This window comes from Mycobacterium sp. BMJ-28, assembly GCF_054404835.1.
Genome location: NZ_CM136783.1, coordinates 1887145 through 1911180, shown reverse-complemented (window position 1 = coordinate 1911180; position 24036 = coordinate 1887145). Strand labels below are relative to the sequence as shown.

The 24036-nt window shown below is 68.1% G+C and carries 18 protein-coding genes, 1 tRNA gene and 1 pseudogene; 12 read left to right on the top strand and 8 right to left on the bottom strand.

The genetic code is table 11. The features are described from left to right. Positions 1-45: 45 nt before the first annotated feature. From ACXPWS_RS09520 to ACXPWS_RS09500, 5 genes and pseudogenes are all read right to left on the bottom strand, one after another. Positions 46-2085 (bottom strand): cytochrome c oxidase assembly protein, encoded by a 2040-nt coding sequence (locus ACXPWS_RS09520; protein WP_458712199.1) that lies wholly within the window; start codon positions 2083-2085, stop codon positions 46-48. 24 nt (positions 2086-2109) lie between these two features. After that, positions 2110-4470: a glycerol-3-phosphate 1-O-acyltransferase gene (locus tag ACXPWS_RS09515; protein WP_458712198.1), complete on the bottom strand. Its 2361-nt coding sequence runs from the start codon at positions 4468-4470 to the stop codon at positions 2110-2112. Continuing rightward, positions 4467-5999 (bottom strand): HAD-IB family hydrolase, encoded by a 1533-nt coding sequence (locus tag ACXPWS_RS09510; RefSeq protein WP_458712197.1) that lies wholly within the window; start codon positions 5997-5999, stop codon positions 4467-4469. Before ACXPWS_RS09510 ends, ACXPWS_RS09515 begins: the two co-directional genes overlap by 4 nt. Continuing rightward, a complete protein-coding gene (locus ACXPWS_RS09505; protein ID WP_458712196.1) occupies positions 5996-7453 on the bottom strand; it encodes a wax ester/triacylglycerol synthase family O-acyltransferase in 1458 nt (485 codons plus the stop codon). Before ACXPWS_RS09505 ends, ACXPWS_RS09510 begins: the two co-directional genes overlap by 4 nt. A 130-nt stretch (positions 7454-7583) precedes the next feature. Next, positions 7584-7963, bottom strand: a pseudogene (locus ACXPWS_RS09500) (group I intron-associated PD-(D/E)XK endonuclease). A gap of 86 nt (positions 7964-8049) precedes the next feature. On the opposite strand from ACXPWS_RS09500, the gene ACXPWS_RS09495 reads away from it, so the two are divergent. The 3 genes from ACXPWS_RS09495 to ACXPWS_RS09485 all read left to right on the top strand — a co-directional run bounded on the left by ACXPWS_RS09495 (position 8050) and on the right by ACXPWS_RS09485 (position 10363). Then, a tRNA-Arg gene (locus ACXPWS_RS09495) sits at positions 8050-8122 on the top strand. A 110-nt stretch (positions 8123-8232) separates the two neighbouring features. Beyond that, positions 8233-8892 carry a cutinase family protein gene (locus tag ACXPWS_RS09490; protein WP_458712195.1) on the top strand — a complete coding sequence of 220 codons (660 nt, stop codon included), beginning with the start codon at positions 8233-8235 and terminating at the stop codon, positions 8890-8892. Positions 8893-8938: 46 nt separating this feature from the next. Further along, positions 8939-10363, top strand: a complete 1425-nt coding sequence (locus ACXPWS_RS09485) for an SDR family NAD(P)-dependent oxidoreductase (RefSeq protein WP_458712194.1) — start codon at positions 8939-8941, stop codon at positions 10361-10363. Between the two features lie 88 nt (positions 10364-10451). Here the strand turns inward: ACXPWS_RS09485 and ACXPWS_RS09480 are convergent, their stop codons facing one another. Then, positions 10452-10829 (bottom strand): STAS domain-containing protein, encoded by a 378-nt coding sequence (locus ACXPWS_RS09480; RefSeq protein ID WP_458712193.1) that lies wholly within the window; start codon positions 10827-10829, stop codon positions 10452-10454. Between the two features lie 182 nt (positions 10830-11011). Between ACXPWS_RS09480 and ACXPWS_RS09475 the strand changes: the two genes are divergently transcribed. Then, the gene (locus ACXPWS_RS09475) at positions 11012-13270 is read left to right on the top strand and encodes a SpoIIE family protein phosphatase (RefSeq protein WP_458713475.1); all 2259 of its coding nucleotides are present in this window, start codon (positions 11012-11014) and stop codon (positions 13268-13270) included. Positions 13271-13307: 37 nt separating this feature from the next. Continuing rightward, positions 13308-13601 (top strand): putative quinol monooxygenase, encoded by a 294-nt coding sequence (locus ACXPWS_RS09470; RefSeq protein WP_458712192.1) that lies wholly within the window; start codon positions 13308-13310, stop codon positions 13599-13601. A gap of 1 nt (position 13602) precedes the next feature. Here ACXPWS_RS09470 and ACXPWS_RS09465 read toward each other — a convergent pair whose 3' ends face one another. Next, entirely contained in the window at positions 13603-14580 is a 978-nt protein-coding gene (locus ACXPWS_RS09465; protein WP_458712191.1) for an AraC family transcriptional regulator, read from the bottom strand. 139 nt (positions 14581-14719) lie between these two features. Here ACXPWS_RS09465 and ACXPWS_RS09460 point away from each other — a divergent pair, with 139 nt between their 5' ends. Then, the gene (locus tag ACXPWS_RS09460) at positions 14720-16120 is read left to right on the top strand and encodes a DUF1254 domain-containing protein (RefSeq protein WP_458713474.1); all 1401 of its coding nucleotides are present in this window, start codon (positions 14720-14722) and stop codon (positions 16118-16120) included. 104 nt (positions 16121-16224) lie between these two features. Then, entirely contained in the window at positions 16225-17382 is a 1158-nt protein-coding gene (locus ACXPWS_RS09455) for a hypothetical protein (RefSeq protein WP_458712190.1), read from the top strand. Between the two features lie 7 nt (positions 17383-17389). Here the strand turns inward: ACXPWS_RS09455 and ACXPWS_RS09450 are convergent, their stop codons facing one another. Continuing rightward, complete coding sequence (locus ACXPWS_RS09450) at positions 17390-18280, bottom strand: hypothetical protein (RefSeq protein WP_458712189.1); 891 nt, start codon at positions 18278-18280, stop codon at positions 17390-17392. 212 nt (positions 18281-18492) lie between these two features. On the opposite strand from ACXPWS_RS09450, the gene ACXPWS_RS09445 reads away from it, so the two are divergent. From ACXPWS_RS09445 to ACXPWS_RS09425, 5 genes are read left to right on the top strand one after another with little or no spacing between them, the layout of a single operon-like run. Next, positions 18493-20016 (top strand): ABC transporter substrate-binding protein, encoded by a 1524-nt coding sequence (locus tag ACXPWS_RS09445; protein ID WP_458712188.1) that lies wholly within the window; start codon positions 18493-18495, stop codon positions 20014-20016. Then, complete coding sequence (locus ACXPWS_RS09440; RefSeq protein WP_458712187.1) at positions 20013-20963, top strand: ABC transporter permease; 951 nt, start codon at positions 20013-20015, stop codon at positions 20961-20963. Before ACXPWS_RS09445 ends, ACXPWS_RS09440 begins: the two co-directional genes overlap by 4 nt. Then, positions 20960-21838: an ABC transporter permease gene (locus tag ACXPWS_RS09435; protein WP_458712186.1), complete on the top strand. Its 879-nt coding sequence runs from the start codon at positions 20960-20962 to the stop codon at positions 21836-21838. Before ACXPWS_RS09440 ends, ACXPWS_RS09435 begins: the two co-directional genes overlap by 4 nt. Further along, positions 21835-23439 (top strand): dipeptide ABC transporter ATP-binding protein, encoded by a 1605-nt coding sequence (locus ACXPWS_RS09430; protein ID WP_458712185.1) that lies wholly within the window; start codon positions 21835-21837, stop codon positions 23437-23439. The genes ACXPWS_RS09435 and ACXPWS_RS09430 overlap by 4 nt, the downstream gene beginning before the upstream one ends. Next, on the top strand, positions 23432-24031 hold the full coding sequence (locus ACXPWS_RS09425; protein WP_458712184.1) for a class I SAM-dependent methyltransferase: 600 nt from the start codon (positions 23432-23434) through the stop codon (positions 24029-24031). The genes ACXPWS_RS09430 and ACXPWS_RS09425 overlap by 8 nt, the downstream gene beginning before the upstream one ends. Positions 24032-24036: the final 5 nt, after the last annotated feature.

The following is a 24036-nucleotide window of genomic DNA, read 5'->3' as shown; positions in this document are numbered from 1 at the left end:
CAGGGATACGGCCGGGTCTGCGCGACCGGCGCGGAGCCCGGTGATCTAACCCTGCTGCTGCTCGCGTTCGGACAGCTTGGCCAGCATCGCGTTGTAGGCGGCCAGGTCGGCGTCGTCGTCGCGGTCGGCGGCGCGGTCCAACCGCTTGGCGGTGCGGTCGTCGCTGCGTCGCCACTGGATCAGCAGCGCGAGCATCACCAGCACCAGGGGCACTTCGCCCGCCGACCAGGCGATCCCGCCGCCGAGGCGCTGATCGCTCAGCAGGTCGGTGTGCCAGTACAGCTGCAAGGACTTGTAGAAGCCCTCGGCCATCACGGTCTGGGTGCCCATCAACACCACACCGAAGAAGGCGTGCAGCGGCAAGGACCCGAACACCATGCCGAGCTTGACCAGTGACGGGATGGGACGCGGCGTCGGATCGATACCGATGACCACCCAGTAGAAGAGATAGCCGGACAGCAGGAAGTGCAGATTCATGGCGACGTGCGCGGCGTGGATCCCGGCCACCGCGTCGAAGATCCCGCCGAAGTACAGCCCGTAGAAGCCGCCGACGAACAACGCGGTCGCCACGAACGGGTTGGTCAGCACCTTCGACACCCGGCTGTGCAGGGCGGCCAGTAGCCACTCGCGCATCCCGGGCGGCGCGCCGCCCCCGGCCGTCGGCAGCGCGCGCAACGCCAGCGTCACCGGCGCACCCAGCACCAGCAGCACCGGCGACAACATCGACAGCAGCATGTGGGCGCCCATGTGCATGCTGAACATGGCGGGCATGTACCGGCCGAGACCCGAGGACGTCGCGAACAGCAGCACCGCGGATCCGCACAGCCACGCGACGGTCCGTCCGACCGGCCACGCGTCGCCACGCCGGCGCAGCCGGATGACCCCGGCCACGTACACGGCGGCGAACAGGATCGCGGCCGTGCCGAAGATCAGGTCGAAGCGCCAGTCGAACAGGATCCGCGCCACCGTCGGCGGGCCGGCCAGGTCATAGCCGATCTGCACCGCGGTGACCGACGGGTTGAACACCGGCGGCGGTGGCGGCGGGGTGCGGCCGAGCGCCACCGCAATGCCGAAGGTGAGTCCGAACACCAGCGACTCGACCAAGGCCAGCTGGATCAGCGGGCGCCGGTTGCCCGGGTCGGTGGCCAGTGCGCTCACCACGCGGCGGCGCTGCAGGAAGCCGAGCACGCCGAGCGCCAGCAGGGCGCCGACCTTGCCGACGATCAGCCAGCCGTAGCTGCTGTGCAGCAGATCGGCCGGGCGGACCCGGACGAAGGCGTTGATGACGCCGGAGAATCCCATCGCCACAAAGCAGCACAGCGCGATGGCGGAGAACCGCCGGGCGGCCAGGCCGGTATGCGTCCCGCCACGCACGGCCAGTGCCCACAGCGCCAGCAGACCGCCGGCCCACACCACCCCGGCGACCAGGTGGATGAACAGGCTGTTGGTCGCCAAGTCGTGCGAGCCGCCGGCCGAGGAATGCCCGGACAGCGCCAGCGGCACCAGGGTGAACACCGCGGCCGCGAACAGCGCCGGCGTCCAGGACCAGCGCAGCACCGGGATGCTCAGCACGGTGACGACGGCGGCGAACAGCGCCGTCCACCGCCACGTGCCCGCCGTCTCCACCAGGCTGGCCACCGACCAGATATCGGCCAGGCTGAGCCGACTGGCCAGCGGCTGGCCGGTGATGTCGGAGACGGTCAACGGCACCAGCAACACCGCGCAGACCGTCCAGATACCGGAGGCCAGGGTGCCGGTGCGCAGGGCGCGGTAACCCGCGGCATCCAACACGCCCGTCGGCTGCGGCGGCACCAGAAAGGCGGCCATCAGGAAGGATCCCACCGCGACGGCTGCGGCGATCTCGCCGACGGCGCGGACGAACGGCAGGCCGTAGGTGGTGACGGGCCCAGGATCGGGCAGGCCGGTGGCGGTCAGCGCCTCGGCCAGCGACATGCCGCCCAGCCCGGCCGCCACGGCGCCGGCCAGCACCGCGACACCGCACAACACGGGCCACACGGCGCTGTTGTGCACCCGTGCCGTTGTGCCGATGCGCGATCCGCCTTCGGCTTCTCGCTGGGTTGTCATGACCTCCAGCGTATGGGGTGCCCGTCAGGCGTCAGCTGTGTGTCGGGCCGCTTGCTCGCGCTCGTAGAACTGCGCGCGGGATCCTTCCTCCACGGTGTCCATATCGGTCAGGATGTCGCGCAACTCCCGGAGGAAGTCGGCGCGCCGCTGCGACAGGTCAGCCGCGCGGCCGAGCAGGTTCTGGTCGGCCACCACCTGGCGCGCCGTGGCGAACAGCAGCGCCGACACCGACTCGTTGCTGCGCACCTTGCCCTGGGCCACCTGCTGGCTGCCGAGACCCAGCGCCAACTTCGTCAATTCCCTCTCCGGCATGTCGGCCGGTGCGTCGCGAAGGACATCGGCGACGATCTCGTAGGCCTCGACGAACGGACGCAGCATCGCCGAGCCGAGCAGCGGTCGTTTGGCCCGCAGCAGCGCCTCGATGCCGTCCCGGCCGGAGGCGATCTGCTGCTCCCAGTCCTGCGTCCAGGACATCTCCTTGGTCAGGTTGTCGCGGAATGTCGCAGAGTCGGCGAAGTAGAACTCGAACTTCAGCAGGTCGCGCAACCGCGCCGTCTGCGCCCAGAAGACCTCGAGATGGCCGGATTCGGCGCGGGCGGCGTGCGCCAGCGCCAGCTCGATGATCGAGGTTTCCAGGAACGACGCGATGAGCGTGTTGCGGTAGAACGCCGCCTCGTGCTCGTTCTCCGGCGCGATCCGCCACACCGCCTCGCGGCCGCCTTCGATGCGGGTGACCGGATGACCACCGGACAGGGCGTCGACGGCGGCCCGCACCCCGTCCACGGTGCGCAGCCGCAATGCGCTGTTGGTCATCGGAATTCCCTTGCGCTCCAGGTAGTCCAGCGAGTCCTGGAAGGTCCGGTGCAGCTGCCCCAGCGTCAGGGCGACCCCCCGGGTGGTCAGCAGCAGTGCCGAGACGAGTCCGGTCGCGTTCACCGGGGTGGCCTGCTGAATCCGCCAGGCCACCTCGAAGGCCATCTTCTGCATGGCCAGCCGTTTGGCGTCCGGGTTGTCCGCTAATCCGGCGCTGCGCTCGCCGCGTCCGGCCGGCTCACCGAGGTACTGACGCATCGACACGGCCTCGGGGAAGCGGACGTAGATCTTGCCGTAGTTGCGTTCGCCCTGAGCCTTGATGAAGTTGTAGAGCCAGCTCAGCCCTTCCGGAGTCTTCTCGCCGCCACGGGCGTACGCCGCGTACTCCTGGGTCTCGTGCAGCTGGTCGAAGCTGATGGACACCGGCTGCAGCAGGATGTCCTCGCTGCGGCCGTCGAGGTAGGCGTCGGCGACATAGGCCAGCAGGCCGAGCTTGGGTGGCAACATCTTTCCGGTCCGCGACCGGGTGCCCTCGATGGACCAGTTCAGGTTGAAGCGCTTCTCGACGATGTAACCGACGAACTGGCGCAGCACGTACTTGTAGAGCGGGTCGTCGAGCTTGCGGCGCAGGAAGATCACACCCGAGTGCCGCATCAGCGGACCCATGAAGCCGAAGGCCAGATTGATGCCGGCGAAGGTGTGCACCGGCGGTAACCGGTTCTCCTGCATGGCAACCGGGACGATCACCCCGTCCAGGTAGGACCGGTGGGAGAACAGCAGGACCGCCGGATGTGATTCCAGTGCGCGGCGCATCGACTCGATCTGGTCACGGTCGTAGTCGATGTTGGGGTCGAAGCCGCGACTGAAGATGGCCCGGCCCAGGGTCGGGATGAGGTCGACGGAGAACCGGCTCCACCCGGTGGACAGCTCGTCGAGCATCTCACCGGCCTTCTCCACGGAGGCGCCGGGAATCTTCTCCAGCCCTTCGCGGAAACGGGCCGAGGCCAGCATTTCGGGTTTGACCAGCCGCGGCGATTTGTACTCCGGGCCCAGTAGACGCAACTCGACCCGCTCGATGGCCAGGATGGCGCGGCGGATGACGAACCGGGCGAACTCACGTGGGTTCTCGGCGATGGTGGTGTCATTCCACTGCTGAAGCAGTTCGGACACCTTGGCCGGTTCACCGGCGACCACCCGGGCCCGCGCGGGATCCTTGCGCAGGATGCGCCGCTGCAGCAGTTCCGGTGGCCGGTAGGTGTCGCGGCCGGAGATCAGCGACACCACCTTGGACCGGGTCGGCAGACCACCGGGGACCCAGAACACCCGCGCCGGCACCACCGACCGGTCCGGGTCGGCGGACAACTTCTCGACCAGCTGCGCCAGCACGGTCGGCGGCGGATCGTCGGAGTCCGGCAGTTGTAGCACCTCGACGCGCGCGTCAGGGCGCTCCCGGCGCTGCTGGGCCAGCCAGTCCTTGAGCAGTGCCTGCTCGGCGGGCGAGCCGACCGAGGCGAGCACCAGCGCATCACCGTTCGGGCTGAAACTGTCGATATCGCCGGAAACCCTTGTCATGAACGGCCCTTCGCACCTGACGAGCTCGGGGACGTCTGCTTGTCCGCGGCCCGCTTGTACAGCGCAACCTCGGGAAGTTCGTCGTGCGGCCAGTGCAACAAGGTGTCCAGATAGAGCTGGCGGACCTCGGCGATACGCTCGGCGAGGTTGTCGTGGTTCCAGTCGTCGGTCGAGATCGGCGGGAAGACCGCGACGTCGACGGTGCCCGCGTTGAACGTGGCGGAGTCGCGGGCGGCGATGACCTCGGCGTTGCGGATGACGATCGGCACGATCGGGATGCCCGCGGCCATCGCGATGCGGAACGGCCCCTTCTTGAACGGGCCGACCTCGGTGGTGTCCAGCCGGGTGCCCTCCGGCGCGATCATGATCGAAAGACCTTTCTTGGCAAGCTCTTCGACCTTACGCAGGCCTTCCACCGCGGCCTGGGTGTCGTCGCGGTCGATGAACGCCGCGTCCATCACCTTGCCGATCGGCCCCATCACCGGGTTGCGTTCCAGCTCCTTCTTGCCCACGCTGGTGAAGTTCTCCCCCACCAGCCGGCCGGCGATGAACGGGTCGGCCTGGTTGCGGTGATTGAAGAGGAACACCGCCGGCCGCTGCGCGGTGAGATTCTCCTCGCCCAGCACGTTGATCTCGATGCCGATGGTCAGCATCAGCAACTTGCTCCAGTTCGAGGTGAAGAAGTTCACCCCCGCGCGCTTGTTGCGGGTGAGCAACCCCCGCCCGAGGGCACCCGCGGCGACCGTCGGGATGGTCGCCAGTCCGGCCAGGGTGCGCAGCTGCGCAACGGGATTGCTGCCGCTGCGGCTGCGGAATCGCAGGATGGGCCAGCCGCGTTTGAGCGCGACCGCGGCGAGCTTGCCCGCCGGGTTGGTGGGACGCGGGTTGCCCACCACGTACATCAGGGCGACGTCCTCGTCGCCGTCGGCGTAGAAGTAGCTCTTGGCCAGGTCCACCCCGTTGTCGGCGGCGAACCGTTGCACCGCATGGGCTTTGCCGGATCCCCAGATGATCGGCCGCTGCACCTCGCCGGTGATCAGGCCTTCGTCGTCCACCTCGAACTTGTTGCACAGCACGTTGTCGATGCCCAGGAAACGCGCCACCGAGTCGACCTGAACGGTCAGCGCCGACGAGCTGAGCACCACGGTGTGCCCGCGTGCCATATGCGCTTTGATGATGGCGCGCATCTCGGGGTAGATGCGGTCCCGGACGTGCTGGACGAACAGCCGCTCCCCCAGCTCGTCCAGATCCGAGAGCGAATTGCCGCGCAGCATCCGGGCGCCCTTGCCGATCAGATCCTCGAACTCCGAGCGGCCCAGTTGATGGTTGAGCCCGGCCTGCACCATGCCGATGAACTCGCCGACACTAATCTGCCCGCGCCGCAACCGATCCTGGGTCATCAGGACACCGGTGAACCCGGCGACCAAGGTGCCGTCCAGGTCGAAGAACGCGCCGACTTCGGGTCCCGGCGGACTGGCCTCGATCTCGGCAACCGTTCCCGGCAACCGTGCGTCTTTTGCCGAACTCATTGCGCGGCACCTCCGTTCGGGGTCGCGGTGAAGGATGCCGCCTCGGCGCGGCCCTTCCCGCCGAGGGCCAGAATCTCATCGAAGCCCCGCAGCAAGCAGTCCGCCCACAGCGCGTCGTCCGCGACGGCGGCCCGGTCGTAACGGGTGGTGACGGTGATGTACCCGCCCCGCGACACCAGCACCGTCATCATCGCGACCCCCGGCAACGGGCCGAGTCCGTAGTGCCGCAGCACCTTTGCCCCGGCGATGAAGGTGTCGCCGGGATACACCGGCACATTGCTGGCCTGTACGTCGGAGTTGACCACCGAGCCGGCCGCCGACTCGAGGATGGCGTCGGGCAGGAAGCTGACGAACGGCGCCAGGGTGCCCACCATGTCCATGGCCCGTTCCTCGCGCTTGCTGGTCACCTGCGAGCGAATCGCCTGGATCCGGCGTTCGGGATCGGCGATACCGACCGGTGCCGCGAGATTGATTCCGGCGAAACGATTTCCGCCTGCCGGGTCGTCGTCGGCGCGCAGGTTCACCGGAACCGCCATGGGCAAGGTGTCGATCGGGATGCCCTTGGCCTCGTGGTAGTGCCGGAGCGCGCCACACAGCCCGGCCAGGTACGCGTCGTTGACGGAGCCGCCCGCGGCCTTGGCGGCCCGATGGAAATCGGAGAAGACGATGTCGATGGCTTCGCTGCGAGTGGCCAGGCTGCGGCGGCGCAGCAGCGGTGAGTGATCGGCCACCGGCCGGGAGACCCGGGCGGTGGACAGCGCGTAGTCGACGACGCCGCTGACCGTGGCAGCGGGATCGCGCACGACGTTGGTGACCGCGTGCACCGCGCCGCCGAGCAGGCCCAGCACGCTGTTGGTGATCTTCATGGGCAGCCGGTTGATGCCCAGTTTCATCAGGTCGGTGGAGGAGAGATCCTGTGGAATCGGCAGGGGCGCAAGCTCGCCGATCGGGGTGTCGCGTTCCAACGTGTAGATGTGGGCGAACATCTCGACGGTGCCGACCCCGTCGGCGACGGCGTGACTCAGGTGCAGGATGGTGGCTGCCCGGCCGTCGGCCAGCCCCTCGACGAGGGTGGCGGTCCACAACGGCCGGGTGATGTCCATCGGTGTCTGCAGCGCGACCTCGGCCAGGTCGAGAACCTCACGCAGGGTCCCGGGTTCGGGGGCCCGGACCCGGCGGACATGGAAGTCCAGGTTGAAGTCGGGATCGACCACCCAGCGCGGAGACGCCGTCGGCAGCGTCGGCATGACCACCTTCTGGCGCAGCCGCAGGACCTTGCGCGACGCCTGCTCGAACACCGTGCGGAATTGCTCCCAATCCGGAGTGACGTCAAGCAGTTCGACGCCCATGATGCCCGAGCGGGTACGCGGATTGGCCTCCCCGCGGTGTAGCAGTGTGTCGACGCCGTTCAATTTCTGGGGCAGCCCCGCCGCATCCAACGGCACGTTGCTCATCGCGCGCACTCCTCCTGCATGGCGCTCTCCTGGGCGGGCGCCATGCAGCGTCCACGCTAGTCCGCGGCGCGGAGGCGCGACGGGGCTTTCGTAGCTGTCGCTGGGCTCGGCGCCGAAGCTCACAGCGGCTTCACGCCGAGGCGCGGTGCTCACCGATCGGCGGGGTCCGTTTGTCGGGCAGCTCGCGGAATGCCGAGGCATCCAGGATTCGCTTCTGTTGACCGTTCTTCGCCGGCGTGATCCGGAGCGCGACGGACGCACCGTGGTCGGCCGGCCGGATGTAGTAGCACTCGTCGGTCTCCGGGCAGTAGATACAGATCGCATCGGCGGCGGTCTCATCGACCGGTACTTCACCTGGACGCGGTGAAAGGTTCCTTCCGCATACGCGACCAGGTCGAACGGCGCATGCTCAGTGGTGGGAAACAGGACGTCGAAGCCTTTCGCCACCAGGTCGGCATACGCTTTGGCGACGCCCAGATCGCCCTTGTCTTTGGTGTGATGTCGAGCCATTGATCGCCTGCCCGTCGGTTTCCACAGCTGGTGGCTGGTTGTCAGCGAAGGCGCCGATGACGTGTAAATTACGACTGTCTGTGCATGCCCCCGTGGCGCAATGGATAGCGCATCCGGTTTCTACCCGGTCGGTTGCAGGTTCGAGTCCTGTCGGGGGTACCGATCTCGTTCAATGGTCGTGCCATGTCGCTTGACCGCACCCTAGCCGGGAAGTCCGACAAACCCCGTTTCGACGACGGTATCGACTCCCGATATGCCACGCTGACCAGGTGACCGTCCGTGCATCGCTGGCTCGTCTGGTTGCCCTCGCCGCCCTGCCCGCGGCCGTCATCGCGGGCCCCGCGCCGACGGCCACCGCAGATGACTGCCCCGATGTCGAACTCGTCTTCGCGCGCGGCACCGCCGAACCGCCCGGGATGGGACGGGTGGGCGATGCGCTGTTCGGTGCCCTGCAGCCCCTGCTGGGCGGCCGCAGCCTGGGTGCGTACGCGGTGAATTACCCTGCCAGCTACAACTTCCTGACCACTGGCACCGGTGCCGACGACGCACGCGGGCACATCGCCTGGATGGCCGACCAGTGCCCGAACACCCGGATCGTGCTCGGCGGCTTCTCCCAGGGCGCCTCCGCGGTGTCGATGCTCGCCGGAGTTGCGCCCGTCGGCGACCGGATCGGCAGTATCGGGTCCGCACCGGCGCTGGATCCCGCACTGGCTGGCCGGGTCGCGGCGGTCGCCGTCTTCGGTAATCCCGGTGCGCGATTCGGCTCGCCGCTGTCCAGCAACGGGCAGTTTGCCGGCCGCGCGATCGACCTGTGCAGCAGCGGCGACCCGATCTGCTCGACCCGGGTGTTCGACCGTGCCGCCCACAACAATTACGAGTCGCCGCCGTACCCCGGCCAAGCTGCCGGTTTCATCGCCGGCCGGGTGTAGCACCGCTGATTTGCAGGGGCTTCGCGCCACCTGGCACCCTTTCACGGTGACCGCGATCGATCCGGAGAAGCTCAGCACCTGCCTACAGGTGCTGTCCGAGGTCGAATCGTTGCCGCCCGAGCACCCCGACGCGGTGGCCGTGCGGCGCGCCACCGCCGGCATCTGGAAGGCGGTGCGCAAAGCCCGTAGGCATGCCAAGCGGGATGAGGTGGCCGCGTCCGACAAGGCCGTCATCGCCGCCACCGCCACCGGTGCGCCCGGACGAATCGACGACGAGACCGCCGGACTGCCGCTGGTGTCCACCGCAACGGGCGCCTCGGCGGGAACCCTGCTGCGGTCGCGGGCCTGCTACATCTGCAAGAAGCACCACACCGTCGTCGACGCCTTCTACCACCAGCTGTGTCCGGAATGCGCGGCGTTCAGCCACGCCAAACGCGACGCCCGCACCGACCTCACCGGCCGGACCGCGTTGCTCACCGGTGGGCGCGCCAAAATCGGCATGTACATCGCGCTGCGACTCCTGCGCGACGGCGCCCACACCACCATCACCACCCGATTTCCGAATGACGCGGTGCGCCGCTTCGCCGCCATGCGCGACAGCGCCGACTGGTTGCACCGACTGCGGATCATCGGCATCGACCTGCGCGACCCCGCCCAGGTCGTCGCGTTGGCCGACACCGTGGCCGAGCACGGCCCGCTGGACATCCTGATCAACAACGCGGCGCAGACGGTGCGCCGGGCGCCGGGGTCGTACTCGGCACTCGTCGAGGCCGAGCGCACCCCGCCCCCGGAGCTGGCGCATGTCGACGTCGTCACCTTCGACCGGGTCAGCGACGCCCATCCGGCCGCGCTCGCGGGCAGTCTCGCCGAACACCAGACCCCGCACGCACTCACCGAGCTCGCGCTGACCGCGCGCAGTGCGTCGCCGGAGCGGATCGCCGCCGGGGTCGCGATCGACGCGGGCGGCCTGCTGCCCGATACGGCCTCGATCAACAGCTGGACCCAGCGCGTGCACGAGGTCGACGCCATGGAGTTGCTCGAGGTGCAGCTGTGCAACCAGACCGCGCCGTTCATCCTGGTGAGCCGGTTACGTCCGGCGATGGCCGCCTCCCCGGCCCGCCGCAAGTACGTGGTGAACGTCTCGGCGATGGAAGGGCAGTTCGGCCGCCGCTACAAAGGCCCCGGGCACCCGCACACCAACATGGCCAAGGCCGCACTGAACATGCTGACCCGGACCAGTTCGGCGGAGATGCTCGAGCAGGACGGCATCCTGATGACCGCCGTCGACACCGGCTGGATCACCGACGAGCGTCCGCACCCGACCAAACTGCGCCTGGCCGAGGAGGGCTTCCATGCGCCGCTGGATCTGGTCGACGGTGCCGCCCGCGTCTACGACCCGATCGTGCGCGGCGAGGCCGGCGAAGATCTGCACGGGTGCTTCCTGAAGGATTATCGGCCCAGCGACTGGTGACCTGATCGAATCCTGTTGGCCGCGAAGGGCTTCCCGGCCGTCAGATCATCGTGCGCGCCGAGGCGGGCATCCGGGGAACGCTTCGGCTTCAGGCCTCGGCGACCGGCAGTCCTTCGAACGCGGCCTCCAGCGTCGGGCGGATCGTCAGAACGGACCCCAGCCCCACCAATTCCAGCGGGCGCCGGGTCACCGGGCCGTCGGCCACCACGACGAGTGGAACCTCCGGCGGCAGCTTCTCGTGCGTCTCCACCAGCGTCGACATACCGCACGACGCGAAGAACGTGGTTTCGGTCAGATCGATGATCACCGCGCTGGGCTGCTTGTCCATCGCGATCGTGATCAGCTGGGCGAGATCGGGCACGGTGAGCATGTCCACCACGCCGGAACTGCTGATCACCACGGTCGTGTCGTGCCAGGTCTGGGCACACATCAGGGTTGACGGATTTGATTCCAATTGGTCGGACATCGAAAACCTCGCGAAAGCGTTGATTCGGGGCGCAATGTCTCGTGGGCTGTTGACTGAACCGGACAAGCTAGAACGCGGACTGCTACCAAGCCTAACGCAATCGGTGCGGTCCGTGTGATCGGTCGGACCACGGCCTGGCACTCTCGAGACCGAGCACGGAAGGACGATCTGGGGGTTTTCTCATTTCGAGTCACAACACCGACGCCACCTCGGCCGACGGTCTCTTACCCGTCGGCACACCCATCGACCTGGACAATTGCGCCCGCGAACCGATCCACATCCCGGGCAGCATCCAGCCGCGCGGGGTGCTCGCGGTGGTGCAGGAACCCGGCTTGCAGATCCGGCAGATCAGTGCGAATGTCGCCGATTTGCTCGGCCGCACGGCGGACGACGTGCTGGGGCGGCATCTGAGCGCGCTCATCGGTGCAGCACAGGCGGGCCGGATCCAGGAGGCCGCGGCGGCGTTCGGTGATCTGCGGCAGCGCAACCCGCTGGAGCTCGAGATCGACGTCGCAGGACGGCCGCGGGCATTCGATGCACTGCTGCACCGCGAAGCCCGCGGCGTATTGCTGGTCGAGCTCGAAATCGCCTACGGGGAGCGGCCGTTCTCGTTCCCGAACACCTATCAGGCGGTGCGCAATTCGGTCGAACAACTCAACCGGGCCGAATCGATCACCGACCTCTACGACACCGCCGCCAAGGCGGTCCGCGATCTACTCGGGTTCGACCGGGTGATGGTGTACCGCTACGACCAGGACTACAACGGCGAGGTCGTCGCCGAATGCAAGCGTGCGGACCTGAATTCCTTCCTCGGCCTGCACTACCCCGCCAGCGACATCCCCGCCCAGGCGCGGGCCATGTACGAGAAGAACTGGCTGCGCCTGATCTCGGACGTCGATTACACGCCCGCCCCATTGGTGCCGGCCCTGGATCCGGGCGACGGCACCCCGCTGGACCTGACGCACGCCACGTTGCGCAGCGTGTCACCGATCCACATCGAGTACCTGCAAAACATGGGTGTGCGCGCCTCGATGTCGATCTCGTTGCTGCGCCGCGGCCGGCTGTGGGGGCTGATCGCGTGCCACCACTACGCCGGACCGCACCTGCCGCCCTACGGTGCCCGGGCGGCCGCCGAGTTTCTCGGTTCCACGCTGTCGTTGCGGCTGATCGACCGGTTCGACGAAGACAAGCTGCGCGAACGGCTCACCGCACAGTCGACGCTCGCCGCGCTGACCAACGCCGCGCTGAACGACAGCCAACCGGTGGCGGCCGCGCTGCTGGGATCGCCCAGCCTGCTCGATCTGCTGCCCGCCACCGGGGTGGCCGTCCGGGTGGGTGGCAAGTACCGCGTCCTGGGCACGGTGCCGCCGGCCGAGGTCGTGACGGCCGTGGCAGCCTGGGCCCGTTCGGCGGCCGACGAGGTCGTCGCCACCGAGAGCCTGGCCCGCGAACTGCCGGCCCTGGATCTGGATCCCAAGGTCGCCGCAGGTGCACTCGCGCTCAATCTGCCCGACGGGCAGTACGTCATCTGGTTCCGGGACGAGGCGCTGCGCGCGGTGGATTGGGGCGGTGATCCGCACAATAAGGCGATCGCCGTGCAGGAGGGCGACGGAGTTCGGCTCAGTCCGCGCAAATCCTTCGAACGGTGGCGCGAAGTCGTCGACAAGTGCAGTGCGCCGTGGGCGCCGCTGCACGTCGAATTCGCCGAAGCGTTGCGGCGCAACCTCGTCGAAGAGCTGTACCGGCGCACCCGCAGCGCCCTGCGGGTGGCCGAGGTGCTGCAGCGCAATCTGCTGCCCACATCCATTCCGGCGATCCGGGGTTGGGAGCTGTCTGCGGACTACCGGCCGGCGGCGGGTGGGCGGGTGGGCGGCGATTGGTACGACGCGTTCACGCTGCCCGACGGGCGGCTGGTGGTCCTGGTCGGTGACGTCGCCGGGCATGGCACGGCCGCGGCGGGCGCCATGGCGCAGATGCGAAATGCGTTGCGCTCCCAACTGTTTGCCGGCGCCAACCCGGCAGCGGCGTTGGACCAGCTGAACGCCTTCTGCCTGCACCTGATGCCGCGCGCGTTCGCCACCGTGATCGCCGCTCGGATCGAGCTGGGTTCCGGGCATGTGGAGGCGGCATCGGCCGGACACCTGATGCCCTTTCAGACCGGCGCCGGGATCGCCCAGGTGCCGATCGCGTTGTCCCCGCCGATCGGTGTGCGCGGCGCCGCGTACCGCGCGAGCAGCTTCGCCCTCGAACGCGGCCACGGGCTGGTGATGTTCTCCGACGGCCTGGTGGAGCGCCGTGGTTCGACGATCGACGACGGCCTGGCCGGCCTGGGCCGGATGCTCGGCGGTACCGGTGAGATGTCCGCGTCCCGGATCTCGGCGGCGGTGGCGCCGACCGACACCGAGGACGACGTCACCGTCATCACCTTGCGCCGCCTCTGACGCATCGGTTTCGGGCACCGGCGGTATGTTGGCGGGCATGTCGGTCACCGTGATTCTCGAATTGAAGTTCAAGCCCGAATCTGTGGCAGCCGCGCGGGAAGTGTTCGGCCGCGCGCTCAAGGACACCCGGGCATTCCCCGGCAACATCCGCACCGATGTGCTGGTCGACGAAGCCGACGAAGGCCACTGGGTGATCTACGAACTGTGGGAGTCCGTCGAGGCCGACGAGGCCTACCGGGCCTTCCGCGCCGGCGAGGGCAAGCTGACCGAGGTGCCGGAGCTGGTGGCCGCACCGCCGGTGAAGACGCGCTACGCCACCAGCGACGTCTGACCTACAGCTGCTCGCGCAGCTTGCGCCGGTACGCCAGCGGCGACGCGCCGAACCACCGCCGGCAAGCCCTGGTCAGAACACCCTGCTCGGCGTAGCCGAGGTGCCGGCTCAGGTGCAGCAGGCTCATCTCGGTGTCACGCAGATAGCGTTCGGCGGTCACCCGGCGAACCCCGTCCACCACGGCGGCGAAGGTAGCCCCTTCGGCGGCGAGACGCCGCTGTAAGGCCTTGGGGTGCATGCCGAATTGCTGTGCGACGAACTCGACCGTCACCGCTCCCGACGGCAGCATCCGGCCGACGGTATCGGCCACGGATCGGACCGCGGACACCTCGCGCGCGGCCAAGGAGTCGCCGAGGTAGCCGGTGAGGTAGTGATGCGCCAGCGCGTCGCGGTCCACCGGACGGGCCAGGTCGGCCGGATCGATCCGAAAGCCGGATGAGGTGGCCTCGTCGCGCAGTGCACACCCGTAGTAGCGGCGATAGTCGGCTTCGCCCGTCAGCCGGCGATGCGGGATATGGATCTCCACGGGCGAGTAATCGGTGCCGAGGAAGCGCCGCAGCACACCGAGGATCAGTCCGAGCGACAACTCGATTGTCTGCGGATGAGCGGGAAGCGGATCGAGACGCAGCGTCCAGTCGACGAAGCCGGATCGTACGTCGATCGCGATGCCGGGGCTGTACGCGGCGACGAACTTGTCGAAGATGAGGAAGACCTCCGCGACGGTCGCGGCCGTGCGCGCCGCAACCCCGACCGGTCCAAAAACGTCCATGCTCTGGCGCAGCGCCAACTGCCGCCCGAAATCCGCCGCACCGGTGGCCGATGCGGCCCGCTCCATGGCGTTGACCGCGCTGCGCAGCGAGACGAACACGTCGGTGCGGCCGCTGTCCTCGGGGCGGATACCGCTGTCCCGCAACAGCGCGCCGGCGTCGCCCCCCAGTTCACCGACGAGCTCCCGGTAGCCCGTCAACGACGACGCCATGATCAACTCCATGTCTCCAAAGATCAAAAACATGTCCGCTGAAGTCAAGGCGCACGGCGGCGTGTCGGGTCATAGTGACTCGGTGAACAGGGTTGCGCGCGGACTGGCAGGGCTGACGGGGTTGGCAGTGATCATCGCGATGGTGGTCGCGTGCGGCGGAAAGAAGGAATCCCCTGCACCGTCGACCTCGACGGACGCCGCGGCCCCCGGCGGCGATCTCGCAGCCGCGGCGCAGGACGCCTACACGTACGCCTATCCCCTCGTCACCATGGAGTACACCCGGCGGGTCCTGACGAATACCGTCGAACCTCAGGGCACCGCAGCACCCATGGGGCAGTTCGTGCGGATGCGCGAATACCCCAACGCGCAGTTCCGGGCCGTCACCGCACCCAACGCGGACACCCTCTACACGCAGGCCTGGTTCGACGTCGCGAAGGAACCCTGGATCGTCAGCGTGCCCGATATGGGCGACCGGTACTTCCTCTTGCCGATGCTCAACGGGTGGACCGACGTGTTCGCGTCACCGGGAAAGCGCACCACCGGCGGCAAGGCTCAGACCTTCGCCATCACCGGTCCGGGTTGGTCCGGGACACTCCCCCCTGGCGTCACCGAATACAAGTCGGCGACGGCGATGGTCTGGCTGCTGGGCCGCATCTTCTGCACCGGGACCCCGGAGGACTACGCGGCTGTGCACGCCCTGCAGGACAAGATCACCGCGGTGCCATTGTCGGCCTACGGTAAGCCGTATACCGCCGCACCCGGCGAGGTCGATCCCGCGGTGGACACCAAGACCGCGGTACGCGAACAGGTCAATGCGCTGACGGGCGCCGACTACTTCCGCACATTCGCCGATCTGCTGAAGACCAATCCACCGACCGCCGCCGATGCTCCCATGGTGCAGACGCTGGCCAAGCTCGGCATCGTGCCCGGACAGGCTTTCGACGCGGCGAAACTGGATCCGGGGGTCGCCTCGGCGATCGCCGACGCCCCGAAGGCGGCCCAGGGCAAGATCATGGCCTGGGCCAAGGACGGGATCGCCGCGGGTGACAACACCTTCCAGAACGGCTGGATGTTCACCACCAAGACCGGCACCTACGGCACCAACTACCTGCAGCGTGCCTACATCACCGCTATCGGCCTGGGCGCAAACCTGCCGCAGGACGCCGTGTACCCGACCTCGGAGGGACCGAGCCAGCAAGTCAAGTACACCGGGGCCAACAAGTACGTGATGCATTTCGACAAGGGACAGTTGCCGCCGGTGAAGGGGTTCTGGTCGTTGACGATGTACGACGCGGACTACTTCTTCGTGGACAACCCGCTCAACCGGTACACGCTGAGCCAGCGGGACAACCTGACCACCAATCCCGACGGATCCGTGGACCTGCTCATCCAGGCCGACCCGCCGAGCAACACCGCAAACTGGCTGCCTGCGCCCAAGGGTGCGTTCGTGCTGATGCTGCGCATGTACTGGCCGCAGGAGACCCCACCTTCGATCATCGACGGCACGTGGAAGGTTCCGCCGGTCACCCAGGCTTCCTGACCGCGGCGGATATCCCGTCGCGTCGCTCGTCCCGACGTTGAACCCGCGGCGCCCGCGCACCGTGTCCCCTACATCACCGCACCACACCCAGGGGGCCAACCACCATGCAGCGATCCATCAACCTGCGCACCGAATTCATCACCACCGGTATGGCCGCCGTCGCGGCGACCGCGGTGGTCGTCGCGCCGCTCTCCCCGGTCACCGCGGCTCCGGCACTGCCGACCGTCGCCCATGAGGTGCGGCTCGCGGCCTCGTCGGTACCCCCCGGCGGGCTGATCACCAGCTTCCTGCACAACCAGACCGTCTACTGCTCGATCATCTGTCCCCTGCTGGCGCAGACCGGCGTGACAGCGGTGACCACCACCCTGCAGGCGCCCGGGACATTCCTGGCCGCGCTGTCCGCCGGTGACCTGCTCAAGGCGATCGGCGCCGCGGCGGCATCGGTCACCGGACCGACCGACGCCGCCGCGCAGAAGGCCATCGACGCCGACGCCGCCATCCCCGCGCAGCGGGCCCTCAACGCGTTCGAGGTCGGTGTGGTCGGCCTGCTCAACGTGCTGCCCGCCGTCCAGGGCGGCCTGCCCGGAATCGCGGCGGCGTTGCAGAAGGCGCGCCAGGACACCTACGACGCGCTCAACCTTCCGTTCGTGCCCAATCCGACGCCGACGGTGATGCCCCGTGGGGTCTTCCAGGTCGCGGTGGTAGGCGCCATCAATGTCGTTGCAGCCGTGATCTTCCCGGCCTTCAACGACGTGCTGGCCGGTGCGTTCCAGGTACCCGACGCGATAGCGCAGGAACTCGCCAAGACCGGCAACCCGGTCCGGGCGCTGGCGGCCGGAATCAGGACGGCGGCCGGTGTGGTGGTCGCGGCGGGCAAGGTCGTCGCCCAAGCGGTCGTGAAGGCGGTCGACGACGTCCGTGGCGCCGCAGCGACGCAGCCTCTCACCACCAAACCGGTCACGGCGAAAACCGTTGCCGCCGAAGCACCCACCCCGAAGGCGCTGACTGCCGCCCCACCGAAGAAGACCACCGCGCCGGTCACCGCGCCCAAAGCGACGACCTCCGTCGATGCGGACACCCCGGCTGGAGCACCCAACGGCCCCACCGCCAAACACGCCCCGTCCAACCCGGTGCGCGACGCGGCGTCGAACCTGCGGCACGCCGTGCACAACCTGGTCAAGAACGTCACTCCACGACCGCCCGCCGCGAACACCGACAAGGAAACCACCACTCACGACGGCACCGGCTCACACCACAAGTGAGCCCGATTCAGGACGCGGTGCTTTCTCGGTCGGTTTCGGATTCGACGACGGTCTGAGCCGGGGCGTTGCGCTCCCACAACACCGCACCCACACACGCCGTCAGCACCCAGCCGGTGCCGATCACACCACACCAGGTGAGCAGGGCCATCGCCACACCGATCGGGCCGAACTCGTCCCATCCAGCCAGCAACGGCGGGAAGAACATTCGGGCCGCGAGCGGCACCACCGTGCCGTCGATCAGCACGCCGGCCAGACCGGCCAGGATCAGGTACTTGCGCCCTCGCCAGCCGTCGCGCACCAGTAGCGCCGGCGTGACGGTCCAGAAGATCCACACCGGCACCAGCGAAGCCACGAAACGTAGCGTGCGCAAACCCATGTGGTGATGACCGCCGAACGCGATGCGTTCACGAATGATGAGCACCGCCAGGTACAGGGCGAACCACAGCGCGCCGCGCCCGAGTCTGGCCGCCCAGCCCAACTGGTCACGGCGCCAAGCCTTTGCGAAGATACCGGCGATGGTCATCGACATCGGGATGCCCCACACCAGGAACCCTGCCACACCGATGAACGTCCAACTGGATCGCAGCCCCGACGCCTTGCCGAACACGGCGCGGACATGCTCGGTCATCGGTGACACCAATCCGAGCTGCCGACTGACGGCGGTACCCGGGCTGGCATTGTCGGCGAACCCGGTGAGGTAACTGAAGCCCAGGATCATCAACGGGATGACGGTGGTGAACAACTGGACCGACACCACCGCGCCCAGCGTGCCGCCGTCGATCTCGGTGAACCGGGCGACGACGGCGGCCACCAGCCGCAGTTGCCGAACCTCGGCCAGCCTGCGGTAACGGTCCTCCAGCCGGCGGCGCATGGCCAACTGATCGCCGCGCACGCTCATCATCTTCGAATTCCTCCCACTGACCGACCCCAGCAGGCTAGCCGCCCGCGCTCGCGCACCGCGGCCCGCACAGCAGCTTCACAACCGGTCCCCAGCGTGTTGACCTGGACCGATCACCCGGGAGGTGTAGACGCGGTCCGAAGTGGGTACGACGGGGGGTGATCTTGTGCCGAACGCCCAAGCCGGGCCGGCCTCACCGGAAAGTGATGGATATGCGACTGGTAGCGGCCGCGCTCGCCGCCGTCGTGGTTCTCGCTTCCGCGGCCTGCGCACCCGGTCAGCGTGTCGATCTGGGTCAGGACGCCGGCAACCTGATCGCGGCGATCTCCGGTGAACCCGACCAATTGGATCCCCAGAAGACGAGTGCGTACTTCTCCTTCGAGGTGCTCGAAAACGTCTTCGACACCCTCGTCGAACCCGGCGCGGACCTCACCATGCGCCCGGCCCTTGCGCAGTCCTGGGACACATCGCCGGACCAGTTGGTGTGGACGTTTCATCTGCGTCCCGGCGTGACCTTCCACGACGGCAGCCCGCTGACGGCCGCCGACGTCGTCTACTCCTACCGCCGGATCATCGACGGCAAGCTCGCCAACGCCGACAAGTTCAGCGCCGTCACCGATGTCAGTGCCCCCGATGAGCACACGGTGCGCATCGCGGTGGCCCGGCCCACCCCCAACCTGCTGACCAATCTCGGCGGATTCAAAGGGATGGCGATCGTGCAGCGGCGCAACGTCGAAGACGGCCAGATCGCCACTCACCCCGTCGGCACCGGGCCGTTCGCCTTCGTCGGCCAGAAGAGCGGTGACTCGATCACATTGCGGGCCAACCCGCGATACTGGGGCGGCGCCCCGAAGATCCCCGGCGTGACGTTCCGGTTCATCGGCGAGCCCTCGACGGCACTGTCGGCGCTGCAAGCCGGTGAAATCGATTGGACCGACACCGTTCCGGCTCAGCGCGTCGCCCAACTGCGCAATGACGACTCGCTGCGGCTGGCGGTGACACCCAGCAACGACTATTGGTACCTGGCGCTGAACCAGGCCCGCGCGCCGTGGAACGATGTGCGGGTACGCCAGGCCATCGGGTACGCCATCGACCGGCCGTCGATCGTGCAGGCCACCAGTTACGGCACCGCCAAGGCCAATCAGCTGGCCGTCCCCGAAGGCAATACGTGGTTCGTACCGTACGACCGCTACCGGCGGGACCTCGACAAGGCCCGGGGGTTGTTGCGGCAGTCGGGGGCGGCGCCGAAGTCCATGGACCTGCTGGTCACCAGCGAGTACCCGCAGACCGTGACCGCGGCCCAGGTGATCGCCGACAACCTTGCGCCCCTTGGCATCACGGTCAACATTCGTACCGTCGACTTCGCCACCTGGCTCGACGAACAGAACAGCGGGCACTTCGACATGCTGATGATGGGCTGGCTCGGCAATATCGACCCCGACGACTTCTACTACGCCCAGCACCACACCGGCGGCGCCAACAACGCCCAGAAGTTCTCCGACCCACGCGTCGACAAGCTACTCGACGCGGGCCGCACCCAGACCGATCAACGTGTGCGCCAACAGGATTACGCACAAGCGGCGACGCTCATCGCCGACGAGGTGAGTTACCTCTACCTGTACAACCCGGCGGTCATCCAGGCCTGGTCGCCGAACCTCACCGGATACGAGGCCCGCCGCGACAAGGCAATCCGGTTCCGCGATGCCGTGCTGAACCTCGGCGGTGAGAACAGGTGACCGTGCTGAAGTTCCTGGCGCGCCGGCTGGCCTACTCGCTGGTCGTCCTGGTCGGGGTGCTCGTCGTGGTGTTCGCCCTGGTACACCTGGTTCCCGGCGACCCGGTCCGGATTGCGCTCGGAACCCGGTACACCCCCGAGGCGTACCAGGCGCTTCGTCAGGCCAGCGGGCTGGACCAGCCGCTGCTGCGCCAATTCGCCGGCTACCTCGGCCATGCCGCCACCGGAAACCTCGGCGTCAGCTTCCGTAACGGCGACCCGGTCACCGAAGTGCTGCTGGAGCGGTTACCCGCCACCGTGTCCCTGGCATTCGTCGGCATCGTCCTGGCGCTGCTGATCGCATTACCCGCCGGCATCTACGCGGCGTTGCGCGAAGGGCGGATCAGCGACGCGATCGTCCGCGTCACAAGCCAGTTCGGTGTCTCGATTCCGGACTTCTGGCTCGGCATCCTGCTCATCTCGCTGTTCTCCACCGTGCTGGGCTGGTTGCCGACCTCGGGTTACCGGCCACTGTTCGAGGATCCCGGCGGTTGGCTGCGGCACGTCGTCCTGCCGGGACTGACAGTCGGCCTGGTGGCCGCGGCGATCATGACCCGCTACGTCCGCTCGGCCGTTCTGGAGGTGACCGGCATGGCTTATGTCCGCACCGCACGCTCGAAAGGCCTTCCACCGCGGACGGTGACGATGCGCCACACCGTGCGCAACGCGCTGGTCCCGATTCTCACCATCACCGGGATCCAGTTGGCCACCATCCTCGGCGGTGTGATCGTAGTCGAGGTGGTGTTCGCGTGGCCGGGCCTGGGCCGGCTGGTCTACAACTCGGTGGCCGCCCGCGACTACCCGGTGATCCAGGGCGCGGTGCTGCTGATCGCCGTGCTGTTCCTGGCGGTCAACCTGCTCGTCGACGTGCTGTACGCGGTCGTCGACCCGAGGATCCGATTGTCATGACCGATCAGCTGCCCGACGCGCGGATCAGGGCCTGGCGGCTGCTGGCCGGCAACCCCGTCACCGTACTCAGTGCGCTGGTCCTGGTCGCCGTCGTCGCGATCGCGCTGACCGCCTCCTGGCTCACGCCCTACGGGGTCAACGACGTCGACGTCCCGCAGGCGTTGCGCCCGCCGAGTGCCGCGCATTGGCTGGGCACCGACGAATTGGGCCGGGACGTGTTGTCCAGGGTCCTGGTCGCGGTGCAGGCGTCGATGGAGGTGGCTGTCATCAGCGTGGCGTTCGCGGCCGTCGTCGGGGTCACGCTGGGCGTGCTCGCCGGCTATCGCGGCGGCTGGCCGGACACCGTGGTGATGCGCGTCGTCGACGTGATGTTCGCGTTTCCGGTGCTGCTGCTAGCGCTGGCGATCGTCGCCATCCTCGGGCCTGGTCTCACCACAACGATTTTGGCGATCGGCATCGTCTACACGCCGATCTTCGCGCGGGTGGCGCGCGCGAGCACGTTGTCGGTCCGGGTGGAGCCGTATGTGGCGGTGTCGCGCACCATTGGCACCGGCTCCGGTTACATCCTGGCCCGGCACATTCTGCCCAACATCACCGGTCCGCTCATCGTGCAGACGTCGCTGTCGCTGGCCTTCGCCATCCTGTCCGAGGCCGCCCTGTCCTTTCTCGGTCTGGGACTGCAACCACCGCAACCCTCGCTGGGCCGGATGATCTTCGACTCGCAGGGCTTCGTGACGCTGGCATGGTGGATGGCGGTGTTCCCCGGGGCCGCCATCTTCGTCATCGTGCTGGCCTGCAATCTGCTCGGGGACGGTCTGCGGGACGTGCTGGATCCCAAGCAGCGCACCATGATCGAGTCGCGGGTGCGCCGATGACCGAACCCGTGCTCGCGGTCGAAGATCTGGCCGTCCGGATCGGCCGCAAGGAGATCGTGCGCCGAGTGTCCATGAATGTCGAGCGTGAGCAGACCCTGGGCATCGTCGGTGAATCCGGCTCGGGCAAGTCGATGACGGCGCTGGCTGCCACCGGCCTGCTGGATGCGCCGGGGGCGGTGGTCAGCGGCTCCAGTGTCCTTGCCGGACAACAGGAACTCATCGGCGCCTCGGCCAAGACACTGCGCCAGGTGCACGGCGGCCGGATCGGCTTCGTGTTCCAGGACCCCGGAACCTCGCTGAACCCGCTGCTGACCATCGAGAGGCAGATCACCGAATCGCTGGAGACCCACAAACACCAGACCCGCAGGCAGGCCCGCGGGCGGGCACTGGAACTCCTCGAAGCCGTGGGATTGCCCGAACCCGAGAACCGGCTGCACAGCTACCCGCATCAACTCTCCGGTGGGCAACGTCAACGGGTGATGGTCGCGATCGCGCTGGCCTGCGACCCGGCACTGCTGATCGCCGACGAGCCCACCACCGCCCTGGATGTCACCACGCAGGCGCAGATCATCACGCTGATCCGAGAATTGCAGCGCGATTTCGGGACCGCGGTGGTGTGGATCAGCCATGACCTCGGGGTGATCGGCGAGGTGGCCGACACGGTCACGGTGCTGCGCGACGGATCGGTGGTCGAACAGGCCACCGTCGACGGGATTTTCGATCACCCCGGCGCGGCGTACACCCGCGAATTGCTCAGTGCCCGTCCGGTATTGGACGGCAGTGGGCCGCCTCCGGCACCCACGGCGGCGGAGCCGCTGCTGCAGGTCGACGGCCTCGACGTCCGATTCGCGGTGACCACCCCGGCGGGCCGATCGGTGGTGCACGCGGTGAAGAATCTGTCCTTCGGCATCCGCCGTGGCAGCACCCTCGGACTGGTGGGTGAGTCGGGTTCGGGGAAATCCACCGTCGCCGCCGCACTCACCGGACAGATCAGCCCTGACTCGGGCAGCGCGTTGCTGGACGGCACCGACGTGCTGCACGTGCGCGGCCGCAGGCAGAAGGCCCTGCGGCGACGGATCAGCCTGGTGCTGCAAGACCCGTTCGTATCGCTGGATCCGCGTATGCCGGTCGGGGTTTCGATCGCCGAGCCGCTCGTCGTGCACCGGCCGGCCGCCGACCGCAAGGAGCGGGCCGCCCGCGTCGCCGAGTTACTCGATTCCGTCGGACTGTCGGCGTCGTTCGCTTCCCGTTACCCGCACGAGCTGTCCGGCGGGCAGCGTCAGCGGGTGAATATCGCCCGGGCGCTGGCGGTGCAACCCGAGTTGCTGATCCTGGATGAGGCCACCGCATCGCTGGATGTGTCGGTGCAGGCCACCGTGCTGGACCTGCTGCTCGGGCTGCAGCGCGATCTGGGATTGACCTACCTGTTCATCGGTCACGACCTGGCGGTCATCGAGCGACTGAGCCACGATGTGTTGGTGCTGCGCGCCGGCGAGATGGTCGAATACCGGCCGGCCGTGGATCTTTTCGCCCGCCCCGAGCATGAGTACACCCGCGCGTTGCTGGCCGCGGTGCCCCCGGATCGGCGGGCCCGTGCCTGAGCACGGCTACTGGAATCACAACGCCGCGTATCACCACCGGCTGGTGCGGATCGCCGCCGAACGCGCCGGGGACGTGCTCGACGTCGGTTGCGGTGAAGGGCTGCTGGCGCAGCGACTGGCGCCGGTGTCCCGGACGGTGACGGCCATCGATCCTGACGCCGCGGCGGTGCGCCGTGCCGTGGCGCGTGTCGGGCATCTCCCGAACGTGACGGTGGCAGAGTCGTCGTTCGAGACCTTCGATCCCGGCGGGCAGCGGTTCGACGTCGTCACCTTCGTGGCCAGTCTGCACCACATGGATCTGCACGCATCGCTGACCAAGGCACGCAGTCTCGTTCAGCCACACGGCACCCTTGCCGTGGTGGGAGTGGCCGCCAATCACTCGGTGGCGGACTGGGTGTTCTCAGCGATGGTGGTTCCCGTCGTGCGGATCGCGGGGCTCGTGCACAGCGAGACCCGCGACATCGGTGTGGTGGTCGCCGAGCCCCGCGAATCCTTGAGCGAGATCCGGCGTACCGCAGCACAGGTGCTGCCCGGCGCATCGGTGCGGCGTGGGTTGTACTACCGCTACCTGCTGCGCTGGACCAACTGCTGACCCGA